Source organism: Rummeliibacillus sp. JY-2-4R (assembly GCF_053847205.1).
Window position 1 is genome coordinate 1,416,017 of the sequence record NZ_CM132623.1, and the last position, 23,857, is coordinate 1,439,873.

The window sequence follows — 23,857 nt, forward strand, 5'->3', positions numbered from 1 at the left end:
AAAATACGATATAATCTAGAAAAACGATATAAATGGAAGTGTAATATGGAACTCAATACTTATTTTACAGATATCTATTACTATCTTCACCCCATGCATGAGCAGACGATTTCTCACCAAAGCATTCGGATCTTGCAAATCGTTCAGAAAGAAAAAGCAGTGACTGTTCGATTTTTATCTGAATCATTAAACATTTCTCATAATACTGCATCAGAGCATGTAAAGAAGCTTGTTAACAATGGATGGATCACGAAACAGCGTAATGAAGAGGATTTAAGAAAAGTATTTTTAAAATTAACAGAAAAGGGCTTAGAAGTTGTAAAGCATAATACAGAATTAGATGAAGTAAAATTACAAGCCGTATTGAATAAGCTAAGTGACGAAGAAAAATTTCTAATCTTACAAGCTTTTCGTTTGTTAAGTGAGGCAGCAAAATGATGATGTGGATCAAGCTTTTAAGTTCAGCTCTTATAATTGCTATCGTGACTGAATTAGCAAAAAAATTCCCTTTATACGGTGGGATTATTGCAGCACTACCGCTAATTAGTCTTCTAAGTATATTTTGGTTAACTATTCAAGGAGAAACGATTAAGCAAATTCAAACTTTTACAATAGGTGTCATCATGGGATTACCAGCAACAATTGTAATGTTACTGGTGGTTTATGTAATGTTAAAAAATTCCTATTCATTCATTATCGCACTTTTGGTTGGAATGGTTTCATGGGGATTATTTTTAGGAATGCAAAAAATAATATTTGCACATTTTCATAATTTATAGTTGATTGAACTTTTTAAAGAGGTTACTGATTAGCCTTTTCTTTTACCATTTTCATTTCCAATATTAAAAATAGATGCAATCATTGCAAAGAAAAAGATAATTTGTACGGTCGAGTCCGCATTCCAATAACCAATATAATTCATAAATACGAGAATAATAAATAAAATCGCCGTAATGAGTGAGACGAAATAACGTGTGTTCATAGAAATCACTCCAATAATTAGTTATATCACAGATTTGATTGATTGTATTTTACTATGAATATGCAAATCATTTAGATTATATCTCAGCTGCTTGGGTTATTCTTGCAGAAATATGGAATGGTAAAAAAATTATATCAATTGATCAACTTGGGAAAGATCTTTTATAAATGCAGTACAAGATGGGTGGAAAATGGAAATCACGGAACAGTTAACGTATTCTACGCTAATCTATAATATATGGGATTAAAATGGATTATCTATTTTAATCCCATTTTTTTGTGGAATTGATGGAATGAAAATCTAAGATAACTTATTTGTTTTATAAGATATAACCTATTTAGTATTTTTACTAATTATGTAAAAGTGAAATAATGAAATCGAACAAAAATAAAGGAGATAATCAAAATGACATTAAAGGAACAATTAATTGGCATATGGTCACTTGAATCATACCAATCTGAAAATCAAGAAGGAAATGTAGTTTATCCATTTGGAGAAGATGCAATGGGCTTTATCATGTATCACCCAGATGGTTATATGTCTGCTCAACTATCTAAACAAGGACGTGTTCCATATGCATCAGGAGATATTCATGTTGGAACAACTGAAGAAATGGCAAATGCAGCTGTTGCTTATATGGCATATTGCGGTAAATTCGAAGTGAACGAAGAAACTGGAGTAGTAACACATCACATGGAAGTTAGCATGAATCCTACATGGGAAGGACAAGAACAACCTCGATTAGGAAAAATTGAAGGTGATTTACTAAAAATCATGAATGGCTTAAACAAAGCACAAAAATTAGTTTGGAAAAAATGTCCAAAACACTAATTTTAATGCTCAACTGTTTACCAATATTCTATGGTAAACAGTTTTATAAAAATTACTTGAAGATATTTTTGGAGAGATTTAAAAATGCTTGTGCAGATGATGAGAGTAGACCATTTTTTTTATACGTAATGACAATATGATTTTTATAAATTGGTTCACCTATTGTATAAAAATTTGCATTAACTTTTATGTCATCATTAGCAATAATGCATTCAGGAATAATGGTTAGAGCATTACAACTATTGGCTATCCTAAATCCATTTTCGATATTTTGAGTTTCTAAAAAAATATTTGGCTTGATGTTATATTGAGTAAATAGCCCATCCGTAAGTCTTCTCAAACCTAAGCCTTGTTTCAATAAGATAAACTTTTCTCCATCCAAACATTTATAGTCGAATGGAATATGCATACCGGGTACGTTATTTTCATTATATAAATGATGACCTTTTGGAACTACTAGAAATACATTTTCATCATACAATTTTTCATATTTGATATCTTCATTTGTGATGGGAAGCATATTTAAACAGATATCAATTTTATTTTGAATTAGTTTGGAATCAAGAACATCAGCAGTATCTTCAATAAGAACTACCTCAATGCCAGGATATTTTTCTATAAATGATGGAAGTATATAGTACAAATTATAGGAAGCTAAAACTGGATTTGTACCAATAATCAGTCTCCCTTTTTCTAAATTTGAGATTCTCTCCATTTCATGTTTCATATTTACATAAAGATCATTTATTTTCCCCATGTATGAGACATAAATTTCGCCTGCATAGGTTAATGTAATAGGAGAGACATTACGATTAATAAGTTCAACACCTAATTCTTGTTCTACTGTTTTTATATATTTGCTTAAATAGGGTTGAGATATAAAAAGTTCTCTTGCTGCTTTAGAAATACTTCCAAACTCAGCAACAGCCATTAAATATTTAGTAAATAGTTCATTCATCTATCATGTCACTCCTTGAAGGAATTACCTGTTAATAATATGTAAAATTTTTAGCGGTTTATTAACATATCTAATATATGATATCGAGAAGGCACAGGCATTCAAAATATTTAGTACTGAAAATGTATACCTATTTTGTTATGGATTCGATAATTGCTTTGGTATTATCAAATGTTGCAATTTAGTGACATAATCTAGATGTCGACAAAAAGTTGTAACATTTATTGGATATTTAGTCATGACAAGATATAGTAAGGAGTCAATCATGGGTACAATAGGTATTTTGATTGCGATTGTTCTGATCATCATTTTTGCAATGAAAGGATTTAGTATTGTTTTCGTTGCTCCAATTGCATCAATAATCGTAATCGTTTCGAATGGTATGAATTTCTTTCCTTCATTAATAGGAACTGAACATTCATTTATGACTGGTTTATCAGGATTCTTGATTAACTATTTCGCAGTATTTTTATTAGGAGCAATTTTAGCTCAGTATATTGAAAAAAGTGGGGCAGCTCAAGCGATTGCACAAAAGGTATTAAAAATTACTGGGACAGAAAAACCATTCTCGGTTCTGTTAGCGATTTTTGTAATTAGTGCGATTCTAACTTTCGGTGGAATTAGTTTGTTCGTTGTATTGTTTGTAATTATTCCACTTTCAAAACCATTATTTAAACAATTAAATATTGCGTGGAATTTAGTAGTGATTCCGATCTTTTTAGGGATAGGTACATTCACAATGACCATGCTACCAGGCACTCCATCTATTCAAAACGTAGTACCAACAAAATATTTAGGTACTACTTTAACAGCAGCACCTTTACTTGGTATTGTTGCTTCAATTGTCGCAATTGTAGTTGGTGTATGGTATATGAGAAATGCCTTGAATAAAAGTTTGAAAAATGGAGAAACATTTGCTCCATATGAAGATCAAAACGAACAACAAATGGAATTGAAAGACAAAATCCCTTCCTTCTTTGTAAGTATTCTTCCAATTCTAGTTCTCATCGTAATTATCTTCGTAGGTAGTGCAATGAAAATTGATAATATCGTGCTTATGGGTCTATCAGCAGCTATTCTAGTTTCTTGCATCGTATTCAATCGCTACATTCCATCTCATAAACAAGCTTTAAGTTTAGGAGCAAACGGTTCAATCCAACCGATATTCTTTACTGCAGCAGCTGTAGCATTTGGTGTTGTTATTACAATGGCACCAGGATTTAAAGCGATTTCAGATTTCATTTTAGGAATCCCTGGTAATCCATTAATTAGTTTAACAATCGCATCTACGGCTTTAGGGGCCATTACTGGTTCAGCTTCTGGTGGTTTGGGGATTGCTATGGAAGCGTTTGCGAAGTCTTATCTAGCAATGGGGGTAAATCCAGAAGCTATGCATAGAATATCTGCTATTGCATCAGCGGTTTTCACTGGGCTGCCACATGCAGGCGCAATTCTTTCATTATTTGCTTTAACCGGTTTAACACATAAAAATTCATTTAGATATTCATTTATGATTATGACTATACCCAACTTATTAGCGTTAATCGTTGCTTTAGTTTTGGCAATTATCATATATTAAAAAAATTATTTGGAGGTTTTAAACATGAGTAATACTAATCGTACAGTAATCGTAACAGGAGCAGCACAAGGTATCGGTAATGCAATTGCAAAAGGTTTTGTAGAAAACGGGGATTTCGTAGCTATTTTTGACTTAAATGAAGAAGCAGCAATTACTGCAGCAAAAGAACTAGGAAATGCTAAAGGTTATAAAGTAAATGTTGCTGATGAAGCAAGCGTAAAAACAGCTGTTGAAGCAGTCATCGCAGAACGTGGATCTATCGAAGTTCTTGTTAATAACGCTGGTTTACAATTCATTTCTCCAATTGAAGAATTCCCTGTAGAAAAGTGGGATTTAGTAGTAGATGTAATCTTAAAAGGAACATTCCTTCTAACAAAAGCAGTATTACCAACAATGCAAGAAGCAAAATATGGTCGTATCATTAATATTTCTTCTGCACACGGTCGTATTCCTGATGCTTACAAATCAGCATACTGTGCAGCAAAATATGGTCAAGTTGGTTTCACTCAAGTGACAGCTCTTGAAAACGCTCAAAAAGGTATTACATGTAACACTATTATGCCTGGACCAGTTCATACAGAATTGATTGACAAACAACTTCCTAACTTAGCTGAACAAGATGGTACAACGATTGAAGAAGCATTAAACCATCACATCCTAGGTAAACAATGGATGAAACGTTTACTTGAACCATCTGAAATCGCAGCAACTGCCATTTTCTTAGCATCAGATGGTGCAGCAGCTATCACAGGTGAAGGTATCGGCGTTACTGGTGGTATCTAACTGTTAGATTAGCTCGCATATAAAGTATAGATTCAAATCTATAACCGGCATCTCTATTCCAATTTGGTAATAGAGATGTCTTTTTTTATATCAGCTACGAAATAATAAATTTTTATATTAGAATTGGAAACCAAAATCCTCCTTACATAGTCTATTACTTAGCTTAAATTATACCCGTGACGTTACAGAGTATAGTATTCAAGTTAAAAAGAAATAGTAAAGAAGGTTTAACGTGTGTCGACATTCTTGCAACTTAATACAATCTTTATAAGTATTGTGATAGAAGCATTACCATTTGTATTGATTGGTGTTTTTATATCTGGAATCATTCAAATGTTTGTTACACCGCAAATGATTGCTAAAATAGTACCTAAAAATAGAGTACTAGGTGTATTATATGGGACCGTCATTGGGGTATTATTCCCAGCTTGTGAATGCGGGATTATTCCAATTGTCCATCGTTTACTAAAAAAGGGCGTACCCCTTTATGTAGCAATTCCATTCATGCTGACAGGGCCGATTATTAATCCAATTGTGTTATTTTCAACTTATATTGCATTCGGTAATAGTTGGCAAATGGTATGGTACCGTGGAGGATTAGCCATAGTCGTAGCATTTGTTATTGGGATTATTCTTTCGTATCAATATAAGGGTACAACACAATTATTGGATGATGATGAACATGATCACGATCATGAACATGATCATGATCATACACCAACTCTTTGGCAAAAGTTTTTAGGAACATTGAATCATGCGATTGAAGAATTCTTTTCAGTTGGGAAATATTTAATCATTGGTGCATTCATTGCAGCATCTATGCAAATTTTTGTTAAAACGTCTGTTTTAATGGAACTTGGCCAAACAAAAGCAACTTCTTCATTAGTCATGATGGCTTTAGCCTTTGTATTATCATTATGCTCAGAGGCAGATGCGTTTATTGCTGCATCATTTAGAGGAACATTTTCTACTTCCGCTTTAGTAGCTTTCTTGTTAATTGGACCAATGGTAGATATAAAGAATTTACTTATGATGCTACAAACATTTAAAAAGAAATTTATAGCAGTGCTGATTTTGTATATTGTCGTATTCATATTTATCAGCTCTATGCTAGTCTAGGAGGAGGAAAACGATGATTCGAGCATTACTTTTAATGGGATTCACGTATTTCTTTTATTACCTCTATGCATCAGGCGATAATGCGAAATACATTAATATGAAATATCAATATATCAATATATTAGGAATCATTCTATTTGCAATCTTAACTATCGTGCAAATTGTCAATATGGCCAAAGGTGAATCTAAAGTTGAATGTGATTGTGGACATGACCATATACATGAAAAAGATCAGCCATGGTGGAAAAGAATTTTTACCTATGGTGTCATCATCTTCCCATTAATTACAGGGTTATGCTTACCGATTGCAACACTAGATTCTACAGTAGTAAGATCAAAAGGATTTTCATTTCAATCGATTAATACGCTTCAAAAAGGAGATCAGTTTATTAAACCACAATATTTAAAACCTGATACAAGTGTATTTTTTGGGAAAGACGGTTATCTTGATTTAATGCAACAAGAATTGGATGAGTTTTCTAAAATGAATCCTGTTGCCTTAAATGATAATAATTTCTTAATGGGGATGGAGACTTTATATAACTTCCCTGGTGAATTTATGGGTAAAACCGTTTCGTATAAAGGATTTATTTATCATGGTGACGATGGAAAATTAGGCAAAAATCAAGTATTTATCTTACGATTTGGCGTTATTCACTGTATTGCAGATGCTGGTGTTTACGGGATGCTTGTCCAACTTCCAAATGATCAACAATTCAAGGACGATGAATGGGTGAATGTAGAAGGTAAGTTATCAACAATCTATTATCAACCGTTCAAATCCAATATTCCGTATCTTGTGGTATCGAAAATTGAAAAAACGACCAAACCAGATGAACCATATACATTCCGTGGGTATGATAATCCGAATGTGAAAAAACAAAATTAAATAGGCTAATGGAATGAATGGTTAAGAATTTCAAAATATAAAAACAAAACGGTTGTTCTAACGAGCAGCCGTTTTGTTTTTTTGTTTACTTTTGTAAAGTGCAAGGTTTTCTAAAATCTGTTCCTTTGGGGTTGTTTGTAATAATTCTTTTGCAATAAGTTCTAAAGCGTGTTTATCATTGGGGGAAAGTGTAATCATATGTTGTTGTAGCGGATGCAAGTTTTTCACCTCAATTACATTATAGGAACATTTGTTCCTCTTTACAAGTGTTTTATAAAATGTTTCTGAAAAGTTCGTGGAAATTATGAATTAATGATTTAACACTTTAGATAGGAATGATTTTGCTCGATCAGATTTGGGATTTGAAAAGAATTCTTCAGGAGAGGCAACTTCGACAATTTTACCGTCAGCCATAAAAATAATTTGATCACAGATTTCTTTTGCAAATCCCATTTCATGCGTGACGACTACCATTGTCATGCCTTCGTCAACCAACTTTCGAATGGCATCTAACACTTCTTTCACCATTTCAGGATCGAGTGCTGAAGTAGGTTCATCAAAAAGCATTACATGTGGATCCATAGCTAGTGCTCTAGCAATGGCAACTCGTTGTTGTTGTCCACCAGATAATTTAGATGGATAGGCATCCATTTTGTCTCCTAGGCCTAAAGATGTCAGAAGTTTTTTACCTTGTGCAATGGCTTCTTCTTTTGAAATACCTTTTACTTTAATTGGTGCAATTGTTACGTTTTCTAAAGCAGTTAAAAATGGATACAAATTAAAGTTTTGAAAAACAAAACCGATGTTTGTTCGCACTTTATTGATGTTTGCATTTTTTTGATGAATGGAATGATTTTCAACTAGAATTTCACCACTATCGATTGTTTCCAAAGCATTAATAGTGCGAATTAGCGTGGATTTGCCAGCACCGCTTGGACCGATAACTGCAACGACACTTGACTTTTCAATCGTTAAATCAATATCTTCTAACACGGTATTCTTTCCAAATTTCTTAGAAACATTCTTGATTGAAATCATCCAATCTCCCCCTTTAAAACTCATTTTTTAATAATCTTTTTTCAAATTGCCGTATGATGAGTGACAAAATAAAAGTCATAGCAAAATAGAGTACAGCAACAAATGACCATATTTCTATATAGCGATAAGAGACTGCAGCTAGGTTAGTAGCTTTTAATGTTAAATCTACTGCTGAAATAGTCGATACGAGAGAAGAGTCTTTGATTAATAAAATAAATTGTGATGCCATGGGTGGTAATGTTTTGCGAATGGCTTGGGGCAAAATAATAAGTTTCATCGCTTGTAGATGACTCATTCCTGATGAACGAGCAGCTTCCATTTGTCCTTTTGGAATAGACTGTATCCCACCTCTGACAATTTCCGCAATAAAAGCAGCTGAAAAAATAGCTAAAGAGAAAATGGAACCCCAAAATGAACCTAATTTCAAAAATTGACCTAATACAAAATAAATCCATATTAAAATAACAATTAATGGTATCCCGCGCATAATCTCTACATAGGTAGAAGCAAGAAAATAGATGATTCGATTTTTTGAGATTCGTCCAATCCCGACAATAATGCCAAGTGGAATGGCAAATAAAAGGGAAATAGCTGAAATTTTAAGGGTAAGGTACACCCCTGCAAAAAATAAATCCAGATTATCTGTAATGACACTCCAGTCTGGTTGATAGATCATAAAGTAAACCCCTTCCGTATTTAATAGATTATAAAAAGTAGGAAGAAAGCGAACTTTCTTCCTTCCAAATCAGTTATTCAGGTTCTACTTTATTGTTAATATTTTTGTACCACTCATCGCTTTCAAACCAGTAATTTCTTGATTTCAATTCGTCTGGACCATCGATATAGCTATATAAGAATGAATTCAACCATTGCACGGTTTTTAGATCATCATGTTTCACCGCAATTCCTAAATTTTCAGCGGAGATTTGATTATCGATGACTCTAGACTTTCCGTTTTCCTTGCTCCAAATACGAACGGCTGATTCGTCATAAACAACCCCATCAATTTGACCGGAAATCATAGCAAGTGCTGCTGCAGGCATTTCTTTGTAATCTTTGATCTCTGCATTTTTAAATGTATTCTTTGTAATTAATTGACCTGTAGTTCCCACAACTGTAGCAATTTTGTTTCCTTTTTTATCGAGGTCTGTCCAAACTTTGGATGTCTTATCTGAACTAGGGACTAATGCAACTTGCTTCGTTTTAAAATACGGATTTGCGTAGCTTACCGACAATGCTCTCGGTCCAGTAATGGTCATACCTGAAATAATCATATCGATTTCGCCAACTTGAAGAGCTGCAATTAACCCATCAAAAGAATATTCTTTAAACTCAACATCTACACCAAGCGCTTTCCCAATTGCTTTTGCTGTATCAATGTCATAACCAACGTATTTTCCTTTCAAATCCATCATTTCAAACGGTGCGTAACCTGGTGCCGTTCCAATTACCAATTTCTTATTTTTCTTAACCTTTTCGATTGTAGAAACACTTTTTGAATCACTACCATCAGATGCCGAACCGCCACATGCTGTTAAAATTGCGGAACATATTAAAACCAAAATCAACAATATTCTCTTCATTCAAAATCCCCCTATACTAGTATTCGATATTTTTGAAACAAGCTTTTGTATAAAAGATTGATGGATTATCTCTTAAACAATTTCTAAATTATATGCAAGGTCATTGAGAAATATATTTCGAATCTATTAAAAATTCTAGATTGTAAACTCTATTGTAAAATAACTTTATGTAAAAATTAAATCTTATACATTACGATGAAATTGGTAAAATAGAGATATTCTATTTTAAATTTTCTGATAAAATAGAATTTATAACGTGTAGAAAGAAGTGAATTATTTTTGGAAAATTATTGGCTCTATGTGACGATGTGTATTTTGCTAATCTTATTGCCTGGACCTGATACAGCGATTGTGACCAAAAATACATTGTCAATTGGGAAAAAAGGGGGGCTAAGAACTCTTTTTGGGACCTGTTGCGCATTACTAATCCATACATTAGCAGCTGTATTAGGATTGTCTGCAATTATTGCTAAATCAGCATTCGTATTCTCTATTTTTAAAATAATCGGTGGGGCGTATTTAATTTATTTGGGTGTGAAGACATTCATTTCTATGCGAAAACAAAAGCAACAAGGAATGGAATTGGATCATACAGAAACTGAGGAGCAAACTTGCTTTAAGCAAGGCTTTTTAACGAATCTCATGAATCCTAAAGTAGCTGTTTTCTTTTTGACATTCTTACCGCAATTTGTTCATTCAAATGAACAAACGTGGTTGCCTTTTATCTTACTTGGATTGACCTATGTTGTGTTAACTGCTATCTGGTTTGTTGTATATATTTTGCTATTAAATGCTATTCGAACTTTTATGTTGAAGCCGAAGACACAGTTCGCGATAGAGGGGATTACCGGAACGGTCTTAGTTGGCTTTGGAATTAAATTAACAATGGAAAAGTTATAAAATATATTATTCTGAAATACTAATTAGTGAAGGAGAAGTGAATTTAAGATGGTATTACATTTACAAGACGTTAGTTTAAGAAAAGATGAATCATGGATTTTGCATCATATTGATTGGGAGATTCAAAAAGGGGAGCACTGGGTTCTTTATGGTCTCAATGGAGCAGGGAAAACAGCACTATTAAATATGCTATGCGCTTACTATTTTCCAACAAGTGGGCAAGTTGAAGTAGTGGGAAAAACTTTTGGGAAATCGGTTCTAGGCGATCAATTACGACGTAAAATAGGAATTGTATCTGCAGGATTTCAAGAAATGTTAAATCCTTTAGACAGCGCCTTTGAAATTGTGTTAAGTGGTGCCTATGCTTCGATTGGTTTGTATGATAAGCCTACACCGGAGATTCGTGAAAAAGCGATACGTTTGTTACACCGACTTGGCTCATTTGACTATGCAGATCGAAATTATGAAACACTTTCACAAGGAGAAAAACAACGTATTTTGATTGGTCGTGCACTGATGTTGGACCCTGAACTCCTTATTTTAGATGAACCAGCAACTGGATTTGATTTTATTGCGAGAGAGGCTCTACTTAAAACGGTTGATGAAATTGCTAAAATGGAAAATGGTCCTACAATCATCTATGTAACACACCATGTCGAAGAAATTTTACCGGTATTTCAAAATACATTATTGCTAAAAAAAGGGGAAGTTTTTGCAAAAGGAAAAACAAAAGAAATGCTAAAGAGTGACACATTAAGCGCATTTTTTGAAACGCCTGTTGAATGCATTTGGAGAAATGAGAGACCCCTTTTAGTTTCGGAATGATAAAAATTTTCTAAAAATTCTGTTGACAGTACTTCACATTGTGCGTTACAATCCAATCAATCAGATAAAACAAAGCCAAGATTGGAAATAGTAAAAAGTGTTATGAGCGCTAAGAGAGCCGATGGGTGGTGCGAATCGGTCGTCATGTACTTTTGAACTCGTCCATGAGCTACTCCGTGAACTAATAGTAATGGAGTTCGGAAGCCTACCGTTATCATAGGACAGATAGTGTTTGCTATCGAATTCGAGTGGAGCAATCAAGTTGTTGCTCAATTAGAGTGGTACCGCGAGTATAATCTCGTCTCTATAGTTTATTTATAGAGGCGAGTTTTTTTATTTAAAAAAAGGAGAGTGTTGATAATGACTAGAAAAATTTGGGTTTTTGATACAACTTTACGCGATGGAGAACAGGTGCCTGGTGCAAAGCTTAACATTTACGAGAAATTAGAAGTTGCAAAACAACTAAAAAAACTACAAGTTGATATTATTGAAGCAGGTTTTCCAGCATCATCAACAGGTGATTTTAATGCAGTAAAAGAGGTAGCGATGAAGGTTGGGAATACTGATGATATTATGATTACGGCGCTTGCTCGTGCAGTTAAAGCTGACATCGATGCGGTATATCACAGTATTAAACATGCAGAAAATCCGATGATCCATATGGTGCTAGGAACCTCTGATATCCATGTAGAAAAGAAATTTGGTAAATCAAAAGATCAAATTCTTGATATTGGGGTTGAAGCAGTAAAGTATGCTAAGTCATTATTACCTCAAGTGCAATATTCTACTGAAGATGCATCTCGCTCTGATTTTGAATATCTTTGGAAAACAATAGAAGCTGTCATTAAAGCAGGTGCAACGATGATTAATGTACCTGATACAGTTGGCTATGCAGTTCCAGAAGAATTTGGTGAAATGGTTTATAAATTAAACAATCGCATTAAAAACTTAAATGACAAAGTATTACTAAGTGTTCACTGCCACAATGACCTAGGTATGGCAACAGCGAATACACTTGCTGCCATTAAAAACGGTGCAGACAAAGTTGAATGTACAATCAACGGAATCGGTGAACGTGCTGGTAATGCTTCACTTGAAGAAGTAGTGATGGCATTACATACTCGTGGCAATTACTTCGGTGATGTTGCAACAAAGGTAAATCCAAAGGAAATCATGAATACATCTAAACTCGTCAGTAGCTTAATGGGGTTAGATGTACAAGTAAATAAAGCAATTACTGGTGAAAATGCTTTTGCCCATTCATCTGGGATTCATCAAGATGGCTTATTAAAATCTCGTGATGCATATGAAATTATTCATCCAACAGAAGTTGGTTTAGACGATATGGAACTTGTATTAACAGCTCGTTCTGGCCGACACGCTGTAAAAAATGCATTAGAAAAATTCTCGTTTGGCACGATTACTGAGGAGCAATTTGAAGAAATCTTCGCGGATTTCTTAAATCTTGCGGATGCTAAAAAAGAAGTTTATGACCATGACTTATATATTCTTGTAGAAAAATATTTCGTACGTCATCAAATGGCTGAAAGAATTGAACATCATAGTGATGATTTCTATGAACTTGATGATTTACAAGTTATTAGCAATACAACTTTCCCATCTGCAAGCATTAAAGTGAAAAAAGGCGGTATTATTCTTAACTCGAGCACAGTAGGTACTGGCCCAATCGATGCACTATACTCTGCAATGGCAGAAATCATTGATATGGACATCAAACTACTTGAATACAAAATTTCTAGTGTATCAAGAGGCAAAGAAGCGCTTGGTAAAGTAAAACTACAAGTCGAATATAATGGTTCAAAATATATCGCAAAAGCAACAGATACAGACGTTATTAAAGCAAGTGCAATAGCATACCTGAATGCAGTAAATAGCATTCTTGTCGAAAAACTTCTTCCAGTTTAATAAACAAAAAGCGTGGCGAAATGGCCACGCTTTTTTCTATAATATAAAATCATTTATTGGTTTTCATTAAATAATCCACTAATCCCATCGAACTTACTTCTATATCTAGCGGAATAATGTCAAAAACAGGATGATTTTCAGAGAACCCTTTTGCTTTTAATTCAGAAAAGATAGCATCTTTCAAAATTTCTTCTGTACGTTTTACTTGGTTTGTGAATTCACTTTCTTCATTCATAGCCTGTTTTCCAGCCTCCACATAAATTGGCAAGTAGCGGCGCACCTCAGCATAAGCAAATTCAGGTTTAGAATATGCCCCATAATGTCCAAAGTAGAGTGTTGTCGGTTTAATTTTCTCATATAGTTGAATGGACTCTTCCATTAAATCAGGATCAAATTGATTTGGAGAAGTAGAAGGTAAGATTACGTTAAACTCTTCTTCTGCCGTATCAGGGTAATACACACCAGTCGTATCCCCAACAAAGATTCCGTTTGTTACAGAATCATGAATCGAAATATGATGATTTGCATGCCCCTTTGTATGATAGAAAGTGAGCGTAGAAGAACCTAAATTTAAAGTTTCTCCATCTTCTACTGCATGAAATTTTTCCTCTTCAATAGGAAGAATTTCACCAAAAATGCTATCAAATTTATCTCCATATACAGACTTCGCACTTGCAATCAAGCGACTAGGATCCACTAAATGACGAACTCCCTTTGGATGTACATAAACTTTTGCATTGGGACAATGTTGCATAAATACACCGGCACCCCCTGCATGGTCAAGGTGTATATGAGTTAAAATCAAATAATTTATCGTAGTAGGATTAATATGTAATTCTTCTAAAGCTTCTAAAATATGCGGTACAGATGGACTTGCAGATGTTTCAATTAGTGTAATTTTTTCATCAATCAACAAATACGAACTAGTCCGATTCGGTAATCCCAAGTCATATGTGTCAATACTATATAGATTTTCAGTAATCTTTTCTAACTTTGCCATACAATCCCTCCTGATAATTAACCTAAGTATATAGTAACATAGAGCAGAAATATTTGATATGAATGAGATTTATACAACATGGGATTAATAACAGCAAAATTAGTGTAAAATAAATACAATACAAATTTAGAAGGTGTTCGCAAGATGGAAATACGAGAATTAAACTATTTTGTAACAGTTGCAAAATATAAAAGTTTTACAAAAGCATCAGAATTTTTACATGTGACACAGCCAACACTGAGTAAAGTAGTGAAATCTTTGGAAAAACAGCTAGATGTGACACTATTTCATCGATCTCAACGAAAAAGTGAATTAACCGACGTTGGGGAAGTAGTTTATAGTCAAGCTTTGAGAATTTTAAACCTAGTAGATGAATTAGATGTTGTGTTAGAAGACGTTGCACATTTACAAAAAGGTAAAATTAAAATAGGTATGCCACCACTAATCGGAATCTTATTTTTTCCGCAAATGATTAAAGGATTTCAAGAAAGGTATCCAGGCATCACAATTGAAATTGACGAGCGAGGGGCAAACGTCATCAAAGATTTAGTAGCTACTGGTGAACTCGATATGGGGTTTGTAATGTTACCAGCTGATTCAGATGAATTTCATGTAATACCGTATACCTCCCAACAAGTCATGTTGATTGTAAACCAATCAAACCCTCTAGCAAACCTGGAGTCTGTTACGATGAAAGATTTAAAAGATGAACCTATGTTACTTTTTAGTGAGGATTTCACATTACATGACCGAATTTTGCAAGAATGCGAACAAGCAGGATTCAGGCCTCATATTGCCTATGAAAGCTCTCAATGGGATTTTATCAGCCAAATGGTAGAACATGATTTGGGTATAGCCATGTTTCCACGGGCGATTGCTGAAAAAGTGAATAGGAAAAAAATCAATATTGTTCCAATCGTGAATCCTACTATTCCTTGGGATATTGTCTTGATTATAAAGAAAGACCATTATATTTCTCACGCAACAAAAGGGTTTGTCCAATATATCGCGCCAAACTATGCCTTTTAGGAATGTGAAATATAAAAAATGTGTATTTTACGAATACTAAAATGTGGAGTAAAGTAAATGTATTGAAAAAACCATCGTAGATTTGAAGGTTTTTTTATTTCATTTATTAAGGTGTGATGATATGAAATTAATAAAAATTGATTATATGAAAATAGTAAAAATAATTATTCAGGTTATTTTTCTATATGGCATTTTACTTTTAGGTGAGGGAATTGCGAAAGTATGCCACTTACCAATTCCAGGAAGCATCATAGGGCTTGTATTATTGTTTGTTGCACTGAAACTCCATATTATAAAACTAGAATGGGTGGATTTAGGTGCAGGTATATTAACAAGTGAGTTGTTATTATTTTTTGTTCCGTCTGCAGTAGGAGTTGTGCAGTATGATCAAATGGTAGGGGTCATTGGGGTCAAACTAATAGCTGTCATTGTGTTAAGTACAGTTGTTGTTATGGCTTGCACTGGAATTGTAGCTGATGCTGTACAGAAGAAAGGAGTGAAGAAAGCATGAGTCTAGTTGGATTTATTAGTTTAATAGGAACAATTATCATTTTTCTTATTAGTAAGAAAATCTATCAAAGGTTAAACTGGATTATTTTATCGCCTTTATTAATTTGTCCACTTGTTCTAATTGTTATTTTGTTAGCTACCCATACATCTTATGGAGATTACAATTCGGGTGCAACTTGGCTATCCAAACTACTGGGACCAGCAACTGTAGCTTTTGCTGTACCAATTTATAAAAACTATGAACTTTTGAAAAAACATGCAAAAGCAATTGGCACAAGTCTTGTAACTGGCTCTTCCGTTGCTATTCTTTCATCCTTTTTGTTTGCCATGTGGATTGGTTTATCCAATGAGATGATTAATAGTCTCGTTCCACGTTCAATTACTACACCTATCGCGATGGATATTTCGTCTATTATCGGAGGGGAGCCTACTATGACAGCTGTTTTTGTGATTATAACTGGTTTATCAGGTAGTATCATTGGTCCTCTAATCATTAAAGCCGTTCATATACGTACATCTGCTGCAAAAGGTTTACTACTAGGTATGGGTGCGCATGGTTGTGGAACATCAAAAGCATTTGAACTAGGAGAATTAGAAGGGACTTATTCAAGTATTGCTATGATTATCGCAGCATTGATTAGTATCGTCTTATCGGATACATTCTTCCCAGTTCTAAGACATTATTTAATTGGCTAATAAACATAAAAAAATCTCACTTTCTAAGGTTTGAAAGTGAGATTTTTTATTGGTAAATTACTATTTTTTGACCGTTTTGTATAGCATTTGTATTTAATCGATTCCATTGTTTAATGGAAGTAACCGAAACCCCGTATTTATTTGATAGCGAATTTAATGTCTCACCATTTTTTACGACAACTTGTTTTTGATCTTTAACTTCACGATCGTACTGAGTTAAATGGTACTGTTCAATTATTGCATTTAACTTTTGATGATAATTCGTATCTGTTGCATAGTGACCTGTTAAATATCTTGTCGCATCTTTATAAGAGTTCGTATTACTTTTAAACGTTTTTTGATAGTATTTTGAATTCCAAGATGTTCCTTTATGAAGTAATTCTGCATAGTCTTCTAACGAAGCTTTATAATTTGGGTACTTCCTAAATTTAGCGTTAATTTGATGTAATTGGCCATTTCCGTTATCTTCTGATGTTTGAAGCGATACAGATTGGCTATTATATGAACCTTTTATACCGAAAAGGTTATTATTTGGTGGTGTGCTAAGTTCGCTTTTTCCTCCATTACTTTCTAATACTGCCTGCGCAATCATGACAGAAGCATACAAATCATGCTGTGATGCAATGGTACGTGCATTACCCGCGATGTTGCCGATAAAGCTCTCAACGCTTTGATCTTCAACATAATGCTCGGATTGAGGAGTAGTAGTATCTAAGTATTGTTGAATAATAATGAATATAGAAGTGGCAAACAATATGGTTGTAAATAAAGTTGCTAGAAACGTCTTTTTCATAGAATAGTGGTTTATCTCTTGAAACCTTCCTCCTTTTTTTGAACGTTTATTTATACTATATTACCATGTTTCAGAAGACGTATGCCATTATAAAAGGTTTCTATTCTATCGTAAGTTTGTAGGGAGCATATGTAAAAAATCTCCTTCAATTCATCAGTAGAGTTGGATTGAAGGGGACCGAGAATTCTATTTTGAATATTTTAGTGAAATTTTCTTCCCATCTGATAGTTTCCGCTAGTTTTTATCAAATACATCGCTTGTTTGAAGGACAAAATTTTCAGAAATGTTATCAGGTTCGAGGATAAAACCAATGTTACCCCTTTTGATTCATAAATAGTCAATCATACTATAATCGGGTTCAAGATTGATTTAGATTTTCTAACTTGCATAGCCTCGTTCATCTGTTGTTTGATATTATAAATGTTAAAAATAGTAAACTTGATAAAGAAATTAATAATCTGACTATTTCCCAGGTAATAGACCATATAATCTGAAAATTATAATTATCCTAGTTAACTAAGACTTAATCTGTATTGTAATTGGTAGTAGTTTAGTATAAAGTAATTTCATTACATATAAGGAGTTATTTTAATGCAATCAATATCATACTTTCATCCCATTGTATGGATTATTTTAAATGGTACTATTTTTACTCGAATTGCTAGTTTTATGACCATTCCTTTTCTAGCTATTTATCTGCAAAGTGAATTGCATGCATCGCCACTAATCATTGGCTTAACCTTAGGTATTGCCAGACTTTGTGCAACATTTGGTGGGCTAATAGGTGGTTATTTAACAGATAAATTAGGTAGGAAAACGATTATACTGATTACCATTTTTATATGGAGTGCTGTATTTTTTGGATTTGCTTTTGTACGTGTAATCGGATTATTTATAGTATTGAATGCTCTAAATGGGTTATGCCGTTCCTTCTTTGAACCTGCAACACAAGCATTGATGATTGATTTTACCGAAGAAAAGAAAAGGCGACGGTTGTTTTCTTTCCGTTATACAGCGATTAACATTGCAGCTGTCATTGGACCATTATGTGGTGTCTGGATTTCTGGAATGTCTCATGCATCGGTTCCGTTTATCATTACAGCATCTATGTATGCCATTTACGGTCTATTTTTAATTTTCATGTTCAAAAAATATGAAGTAACAATAAGCTTACAACAAGAGCAGCAAACATTACAGCAAATGATAAAAGTAGTGTTTGCCGATCGAGTGCTATTGTATTTAATAGCAGGTGGCATTCTTATAAGTGTGGGCTATTCTCAATTTGACTCGACATTGCCTCAATATATTCATTTGACAATAGAAAATGGGGTGAAATTGTATTCTATATTGATTACATTAAATGCGATTGTAGTACTTGCTTTACAGTTGCCAATCGGCATTTATACAGAAAGAATTTCGATTATGCGGAGTTTAGTTATTGGCGTAATCTTCTTTGCTGCAGGCTTTGTGATCTTCAACTTTGCCCATACAAAATGGGTATTTATCGTAGGTATGATTATTTTCACTGTTGGAGAAATTTTTGCATTTCCAATGATGAATGCTTTAATAGAAGAAATTGCTCCTAAATCACAAAAGGCAACGTACTTAGGAGCTTCTCAATTCAATAATTTAGGTGGGTTTATAGGTCCAGTCTTTGGCGGATGGCTACTTGTTCATTTCGCTTCACAATTGTATCTTGTCATGGCGATTATTTTTATATCTAGCCTCTTGTTTTATCGCTTTGCTTTTCTAAAAAAAGGAATGTCTAGAAGTAATCTTGAATAATTTAAATGGCAAAGGATATTAAAAGAAAAAGGAGGGGATATTTTGTTAGAACAAGTATATTTAGAAGCGGTGAGAGATCGTTTTAAGGAAACAAAAAAATTAGGTGATGAAACACTAGTAAGGCTATCGAATACAGAAATTCAATGGAAGCCTACAGAAGAATCGAATAATATTGCGGTTATCGTAAAGCATTTATCGGGCAATATGATTTCAAGATGGACCGATTTTCTTACAACAGATGGGGAAAAGTCGAATCGACATCGTGATCAAGAATTTGAAGATACCATTTCTTCAACAGAAGAATTAACAGAAGTCTGGGAAAAGGGCTGGGCTCAACTTTTTGCAACGGTTAATAGCTTAATACCAGAAGACTTAGAAAAAACGGTTACGATTCGTGGAGAGGGACATTCCGTAATCGAAGCAATTGAAAGACAAATTGCACATACTTCTTATCATGTTGGGCAAATCGTATATATTGGAAAAGCCAATAAAGGAGGAGAATGGGAAAGTTTAAGTATTCCATTAGGAAAATCAGAAGAATATTTGCAAACAATGCTAAGTAAGAACAAATCAAAATAAATAATCTAGAAATGAACCAACGAAAATCATTGATTACTCGTTGGTTTTTTTAAAAGTATAAACATATAAAAATCCTTTAGACTTTTGACCAAAGGAGTAATCGTTTGTACAAAGAAATAGATTGTTCGGTTTGGACTGGCAGAACTGACAGTACAGTACGTTATGAAAGTTTTCGTTATCATCAAGTGGTGAACTGTATTAGAACGGATGAATTGCAGCAAAAACTAATTAATAAAATTTCGATTATTGGCTTTGAATGTGATGAGGGTGTCAGAAGAAATAAAGGTAGAGTAGGGGCAAGGAATGCACCAATTGAAATTCGAAAGCAATTAGCAAATATTCCTTGGAGAGGGTCTCAAAATGTTCATATTTATGATGTTGGGAACGTTACGTGTGATGCACAGTTCCTAGAAAAAGCTCAAGTTGAATTAGGAAAGCACGTTTGTGAAATCATGAATTCCAATTCACGTTGTATTGTCATAGGGGGAGGGCATGAAACGCTTTATGGCCATTATCTTGGTATTCGCCAAAGTGTTGGGGAAGAAGCGGTCATTGGGATTATTAATATAGATGCACATTTTGATTTACGCGAATATGATCATCAACCATCATCAGGTACAATGTTTAAGCAAATTCTTGATATGGATGAAAAAGTAAAATATTTTGTATGTGGTATTCAACGATACGGTAATACGACAGAATTATTTAATCGTGCAGATGAGTTAGGGGTTACCTATTTTTATGAGGATGAAATGGACTATGATTCTACAATCAAAGCAGTAGACCAATTCATAAAAAGTTGTGATGTTATTCTTTTCACAATTTGTACAGATGTAATAAGTGCATCACATGCTCCCGGGGTTAGCGCACCTTCACCATTTGGATTAGAACCAGGCATTGTTAGAAATCTCACACGGACTATATGTGAAAATCCTAAAGTTTCCAGCTTTTCGCTTTGTGAAGTGAATCCTGACCTAGATGAAGGCAATAGAACTGTGAAGTTAGGGGCAAATTTGCTCAATGAAGCAGTGATGGCATTTCAGATTAATTTGACGAATAGAACGGAAGAATATCAATAAGAAAATAGCAACTATACGAAAAGCGAGTAGATAACAGCTTCTGTTATTCATACTCGCTTTTATATTGGTAATTAATTTAATTTTTGAAATAATGATTTATATGCTCGCTTGTCAATCTATGTGATGGGAGATTGTGTTTGTTTTTTAGCAAAACATGATAAGAGGATAGCAATGTATTAATTTTGATCTGTTCATTTTGATCAATCATAAAGCTTACGCCATATTCTAGTAATTCTTCATTCATCTCTTCTTTCCAAATCACTCTTCCTAACATTGAAATAGACCTCCCAAGAAGTTCTACTTTAAATTGAAAAATAATATCTTCTCTTACTGGTAAAGTTAAATTGGAAACAAAACGCAAACCACCTACACTCATGTCTTGAACCAATACTTTTGTTTTACCTAATTGAACGCTTTTACCTCCAATTGATAAAATTTGCATGTCAGCTTCAAGTGGATTTGAAAATTGAGTACGATGATATTTTCGGTTACTTTGTTTTGCTTTTGATTCCGGATCCAAAGGCATAAGAGTTTTAGTTTTTAAAAGTGCCTCAAATTCAGTAATTGGTACAGGATGGCTGTACAAATATCCTTGAATTTCATTGCATTGTAGTTTTCGCAGTTCTTTTAATTGTTTTAAAGTTTCTACACCCTCTGCGACTACTTTGATGTTTAATTCTTTTGCCATTAAAAAAATAGATTTAACGATAAACAGGACTTTTTCATCTTGGAGCATATCTCGAATAAATGATTTATCAACCTTAATTGTATCGAACGAAAATTTGGTCAAATAGGCAAGCGATGAGTAGCCAGTCCCAAAGTCATCTAAGGAAATCTTAATCCCCATATTTCTGAAAAAGTCGATGGTATTTTGTACAATACGGTTGTTATTTAGCAATAAGCTTTCCGTTATTTCGAATTCTATATTACGTGGATCTATGTCAGCTTCTTTAATAACTTTTGCAACAGTATTTTGCCAATTATAGATTGAGAAATGAATGGCAGAAATATTTATAGAAATTGGTATCGTTCCCATATTACTTTCTTTCCATTTTCTTAATATGCTACAAGCTTCATTTAAAACCCAATCGTCTACCTCTTTAATTAAACCATTCTCTTCAGCGATTGCGAGAAATTCATGCGGAGAAATAATGCCCCATTCAGGATGAATCCAACGAATAAGTGCTTCAGCACCGATAATTACATTGGTAATTGCATCTACTCTAGGTTGAAAATACAAGGCCATTTCATTATTTTCAAGTGCTTTTTTTAAATCTCGGCCAATGATAAAAGATTTATACGATTGAATACTATTAGATTGTGAAATAATATGATAATTGCTTTTTCCCTCTTTTTGAGATTTAAATAATGCGAGCTTTGCATTTCGTAACAGCTCAACACTATTTATACCATTTTCAGGAAAAGTACTAATGCCTATATTTAAAGAGACAAACAATTGATAGTCTTCTACGAAAAACGGTTCATTAAAAGAACTAATTAATTGTTGAGCTAGATATTTTACTGCCTCAATTGAAGCAATATTCTCAACAATTATGCAAAATCTATCCTCTCGATATCTGGCTAGAAATTCCTTGGTTGATAAAATTTTATTGATTCGTTCAGCAACTTGGACAATCAACTTATCGCCAATATGATGACCAATTGTTCCAGTTATGTATTTAAAACGATCCATGTCCAAAATCAACACAGCAAATTTCCGATGACTATTCGCATAATTATTTGCCATGGCTTGAAGTTGAGCATTAAATTTTTGTTGATTTGGCAATTTTGTTAACGAATCATATTCAGCTAAAAAATTAAGTTTCTCCTCTAATAATTTCTGTTCAGTAATGTCTGAAGTTAAGCCATCTACTCTAATAAGATTTCCGTTTTCATCTAAAGTAGGGATTGTATAATCTTGCACCCATTTGACATTTCCATTCTTATGATGAATTCGATATTGATGACGTAAAGAAATTCCAGCATTTAATTGATGTTGAACTTCTAAATATTTAGATAAATCTTCTTGGTGGACAAGGGAGGCCCATTGAATTCCATTATTAAAATCACCTTTTGAATAGCCGGTGACTTGTTCTATACCTTTGGAGCATTCTAAACAATTTCCAGTTGTTATATCGATTGACCAAATTCCTACATCAGGATTTTCGTAAAGCGGCATTAACTGTTTTTCATTTTCTAGCACTTCACTTGAGATTTTACTATTGGTAATATCCTGAATAAATCCAACGAAACCATCGAGATTTCCATTAGGGTCAAGTATAATTTCTGTCTGTTCAAATAGATAACGGATTGATTGATCTTTTCTAACAATTCTATATTCCGTTTGATATCCAGTCCTATTTTGTACAGCTTTTTGGACTGTATCATTTACTCGAATACGGTCTTTTTCATGTACTAATTGCAATAACAGCTTTAGTGAAGGTTTAAACTGTTGCTTGACACTAATGCCGAAAATTTCCGGTAATTTTTCAGAAAAGTAATGGTAATCGTTGATAGCATCGTAGTAAAAGTTACAAATCCCATCAAAACCGCTTAATGTTTTTTGCCATTTTGGAGGTAGAAGAAGTTCATTTTTATCACTTTTTAGATTTCCGTTCGAGTCCAATTTGACTTCTGAATTTAAATGCTCATATACATTAGGATGAACATTTTCCTTTTTGAAAGTACTGAGGTTTTTCCCCTTGTTAAAATTAAATATATTTTTCATGTAATTACACACCCTCCCATTTAGGTATATTGGCGGTTTTATTGAAATTTTAAATATGTATTTAATATATTTGAATTATACCTGAAAAATTTTAAAATAGTATTATAATATTATGAAAAATGTAGAATTTTGATATTATTCATAATAAATGTTGCTTGATGTCTATTATTTTGAATATTTTGGTTATCTAGAGCTATGCGAAAAGGCCTAAATGTAAAAATATCTCAAAAAATAGAAAAACTTCA

25 protein-coding genes and 1 other annotated feature are annotated in these 23,857 nt (G+C 33.5%); of the genes, 16 read left to right on the forward strand and 9 right to left on the reverse strand.

The features are described 5' to 3' along the window. Positions 1 to 45 precede the first annotated feature (45 nt). Together ACWV26_RS06820 and ACWV26_RS06825 are read left to right on the forward strand one after the other, a co-directional pair. Entirely contained in the window at positions 46 to 438 is a 393-nt protein-coding gene (locus tag ACWV26_RS06820) for a MarR family winged helix-turn-helix transcriptional regulator (RefSeq protein ID WP_455897600.1), read from the forward strand. After that, positions 435 to 779 carry a DUF3147 family protein gene (locus ACWV26_RS06825; RefSeq protein WP_455897601.1) on the forward strand — a complete coding sequence of 115 codons (345 nt, stop codon included), beginning with the start codon at positions 435 to 437 and terminating at the stop codon, positions 777 to 779. The genes ACWV26_RS06820 and ACWV26_RS06825 overlap by 4 nt, the downstream gene beginning before the upstream one ends. Before the next feature lie 29 nt (positions 780 to 808). Here ACWV26_RS06825 and ACWV26_RS06830 read toward each other — a convergent pair whose 3' ends face one another. Continuing rightward, positions 809 to 982 (reverse strand): hypothetical protein, encoded by a 174-nt coding sequence (locus tag ACWV26_RS06830; RefSeq protein WP_455897602.1) that lies wholly within the window; start codon positions 980 to 982, stop codon positions 809 to 811. A 405-nt stretch (positions 983 to 1,387) separates the two neighbouring features. Between ACWV26_RS06830 and ACWV26_RS06835 the strand changes: the two genes are divergently transcribed. Beyond that, positions 1,388 to 1,813 carry a lipocalin-like domain-containing protein gene (locus ACWV26_RS06835; protein WP_455897603.1) on the forward strand — a complete coding sequence of 142 codons (426 nt, stop codon included), beginning with the start codon at positions 1,388 to 1,390 and terminating at the stop codon, positions 1,811 to 1,813. Between the two features lie 52 nt (positions 1,814 to 1,865). Here the strand turns inward: ACWV26_RS06835 and ACWV26_RS06840 are convergent, their stop codons facing one another. Further along, positions 1,866 to 2,771, reverse strand: a complete 906-nt coding sequence (locus tag ACWV26_RS06840) for a LysR family transcriptional regulator (protein ID WP_455897604.1) — start codon at positions 2,769 to 2,771, stop codon at positions 1,866 to 1,868. 238 nt (positions 2,772 to 3,009) lie between these two features. Here ACWV26_RS06840 and ACWV26_RS06845 point away from each other — a divergent pair, with 238 nt between their 5' ends. The 4 genes from ACWV26_RS06845 (at position 3,010) to ACWV26_RS06860 (ending at position 7,141) form a co-directional block, all read left to right on the forward strand. Next, a complete protein-coding gene (locus ACWV26_RS06845) occupies positions 3,010 to 4,350 on the forward strand; it encodes a GntP family permease (protein ID WP_455897605.1) in 1,341 nt (446 codons plus the stop codon). Between the two features lie 24 nt (positions 4,351 to 4,374). Further along, positions 4,375 to 5,133, forward strand: a complete 759-nt coding sequence (locus tag ACWV26_RS06850; protein WP_455897606.1) for a 3-hydroxybutyrate dehydrogenase — start codon at positions 4,375 to 4,377, stop codon at positions 5,131 to 5,133. A 234-nt stretch (positions 5,134 to 5,367) separates the two neighbouring features. Further along, the gene (locus tag ACWV26_RS06855) at positions 5,368 to 6,252 is read left to right on the forward strand and encodes a permease (RefSeq protein ID WP_455897607.1); all 885 of its coding nucleotides are present in this window, start codon (positions 5,368 to 5,370) and stop codon (positions 6,250 to 6,252) included. A gap of 13 nt (positions 6,253 to 6,265) precedes the next feature. Continuing rightward, complete coding sequence (locus ACWV26_RS06860; protein WP_455897608.1) at positions 6,266 to 7,141, forward strand: TIGR03943 family putative permease subunit; 876 nt, start codon at positions 6,266 to 6,268, stop codon at positions 7,139 to 7,141. 57 nt (positions 7,142 to 7,198) lie between these two features. On the opposite strand, the gene ACWV26_RS06865 is transcribed toward ACWV26_RS06860, so the two are convergent. From ACWV26_RS06865 to ACWV26_RS06880, 4 genes are all read right to left on the reverse strand, one after another. Then, complete coding sequence (locus tag ACWV26_RS06865; protein WP_455897609.1) at positions 7,199 to 7,360, reverse strand: hypothetical protein; 162 nt, start codon at positions 7,358 to 7,360, stop codon at positions 7,199 to 7,201. Between the two features lie 90 nt (positions 7,361 to 7,450). Then, on the reverse strand, positions 7,451 to 8,179 hold the full coding sequence (locus ACWV26_RS06870; protein WP_455897610.1) for an amino acid ABC transporter ATP-binding protein: 729 nt from the start codon (positions 8,177 to 8,179) through the stop codon (positions 7,451 to 7,453). A 13-nt stretch (positions 8,180 to 8,192) separates the two neighbouring features. After that, positions 8,193 to 8,855, reverse strand: coding sequence for an amino acid ABC transporter permease (locus ACWV26_RS06875; protein WP_455897611.1), 663 nt, complete (start codon positions 8,853 to 8,855; stop codon positions 8,193 to 8,195). Positions 8,856 to 8,928: 73 nt separating this feature from the next. Continuing rightward, positions 8,929 to 9,762, reverse strand: a complete 834-nt coding sequence (locus tag ACWV26_RS06880; RefSeq protein WP_455897612.1) for a transporter substrate-binding domain-containing protein — start codon at positions 9,760 to 9,762, stop codon at positions 8,929 to 8,931. A 279-nt stretch (positions 9,763 to 10,041) separates the two neighbouring features. On the opposite strand from ACWV26_RS06880, the gene ACWV26_RS06885 reads away from it, so the two are divergent. From ACWV26_RS06885 to ACWV26_RS06895, 3 genes are all read left to right on the forward strand, one after another. Next, positions 10,042 to 10,662, forward strand: coding sequence for a LysE family translocator (locus tag ACWV26_RS06885; RefSeq protein WP_455897613.1), 621 nt, complete (start codon positions 10,042 to 10,044; stop codon positions 10,660 to 10,662). 48 nt (positions 10,663 to 10,710) lie between these two features. Beyond that, a complete protein-coding gene (locus ACWV26_RS06890; protein WP_455897614.1) occupies positions 10,711 to 11,487 on the forward strand; it encodes an ABC transporter ATP-binding protein in 777 nt (258 codons plus the stop codon). A 68-nt stretch (positions 11,488 to 11,555) separates the two neighbouring features. Next, positions 11,556 to 11,796, forward strand: a binding site (T-box leader). Between the two features lie 51 nt (positions 11,797 to 11,847). Beyond that, positions 11,848 to 13,413: a 2-isopropylmalate synthase gene (locus ACWV26_RS06895; protein WP_455897615.1), complete on the forward strand. Its 1,566-nt coding sequence runs from the start codon at positions 11,848 to 11,850 to the stop codon at positions 13,411 to 13,413. A gap of 49 nt (positions 13,414 to 13,462) precedes the next feature. On the opposite strand, the gene ACWV26_RS06900 is transcribed toward ACWV26_RS06895, so the two are convergent. Next, positions 13,463 to 14,413, reverse strand: coding sequence for an MBL fold metallo-hydrolase (locus ACWV26_RS06900; RefSeq protein WP_455897616.1), 951 nt, complete (start codon positions 14,411 to 14,413; stop codon positions 13,463 to 13,465). Between the two features lie 144 nt (positions 14,414 to 14,557). On the opposite strand from ACWV26_RS06900, the gene ACWV26_RS06905 reads away from it, so the two are divergent. The 3 genes from ACWV26_RS06905 to ACWV26_RS06915 all read left to right on the forward strand — a co-directional run bounded on the left by ACWV26_RS06905 (position 14,558) and on the right by ACWV26_RS06915 (position 16,648). Continuing rightward, positions 14,558 to 15,442, forward strand: a complete 885-nt coding sequence (locus ACWV26_RS06905; RefSeq protein ID WP_455897617.1) for a LysR family transcriptional regulator — start codon at positions 14,558 to 14,560, stop codon at positions 15,440 to 15,442. Between the two features lie 121 nt (positions 15,443 to 15,563). Then, entirely contained in the window at positions 15,564 to 15,953 is a 390-nt protein-coding gene (locus ACWV26_RS06910; RefSeq protein ID WP_455897618.1) for a CidA/LrgA family protein, read from the forward strand. After that, positions 15,950 to 16,648 (forward strand): LrgB family protein, encoded by a 699-nt coding sequence (locus ACWV26_RS06915; protein ID WP_455897619.1) that lies wholly within the window; start codon positions 15,950 to 15,952, stop codon positions 16,646 to 16,648. Before ACWV26_RS06910 ends, ACWV26_RS06915 begins: the two co-directional genes overlap by 4 nt. A gap of 46 nt (positions 16,649 to 16,694) precedes the next feature. On the opposite strand, the gene ACWV26_RS06920 is transcribed toward ACWV26_RS06915, so the two are convergent. Continuing rightward, the gene (locus tag ACWV26_RS06920; protein WP_455897620.1) at positions 16,695 to 17,441 is read right to left on the reverse strand and encodes a glucosaminidase domain-containing protein; all 747 of its coding nucleotides are present in this window, start codon (positions 17,439 to 17,441) and stop codon (positions 16,695 to 16,697) included. Between the two features lie 591 nt (positions 17,442 to 18,032). On the opposite strand from ACWV26_RS06920, the gene ACWV26_RS06925 reads away from it, so the two are divergent. The 3 genes from ACWV26_RS06925 (at position 18,033) to hutG (ending at position 20,884) form a co-directional block, all read left to right on the forward strand. Continuing rightward, entirely contained in the window at positions 18,033 to 19,226 is a 1,194-nt protein-coding gene (locus ACWV26_RS06925) for an MDR family MFS transporter (protein ID WP_455897621.1), read from the forward strand. Positions 19,227 to 19,265: 39 nt separating this feature from the next. Next, positions 19,266 to 19,805, forward strand: coding sequence for a DUF1572 family protein (locus ACWV26_RS06930; protein ID WP_455898197.1), 540 nt, complete (start codon positions 19,266 to 19,268; stop codon positions 19,803 to 19,805). Between the two features lie 104 nt (positions 19,806 to 19,909). After that, complete coding sequence (gene hutG, locus ACWV26_RS06935) at positions 19,910 to 20,884, forward strand: formimidoylglutamase (RefSeq protein WP_455897622.1); 975 nt, start codon at positions 19,910 to 19,912, stop codon at positions 20,882 to 20,884. A gap of 76 nt (positions 20,885 to 20,960) precedes the next feature. Here hutG and ACWV26_RS06940 read toward each other — a convergent pair whose 3' ends face one another. Further along, complete coding sequence (locus ACWV26_RS06940; protein ID WP_455897623.1) at positions 20,961 to 23,612, reverse strand: EAL domain-containing protein; 2,652 nt, start codon at positions 23,610 to 23,612, stop codon at positions 20,961 to 20,963. Positions 23,613 to 23,857 lie beyond the last annotated feature (245 nt).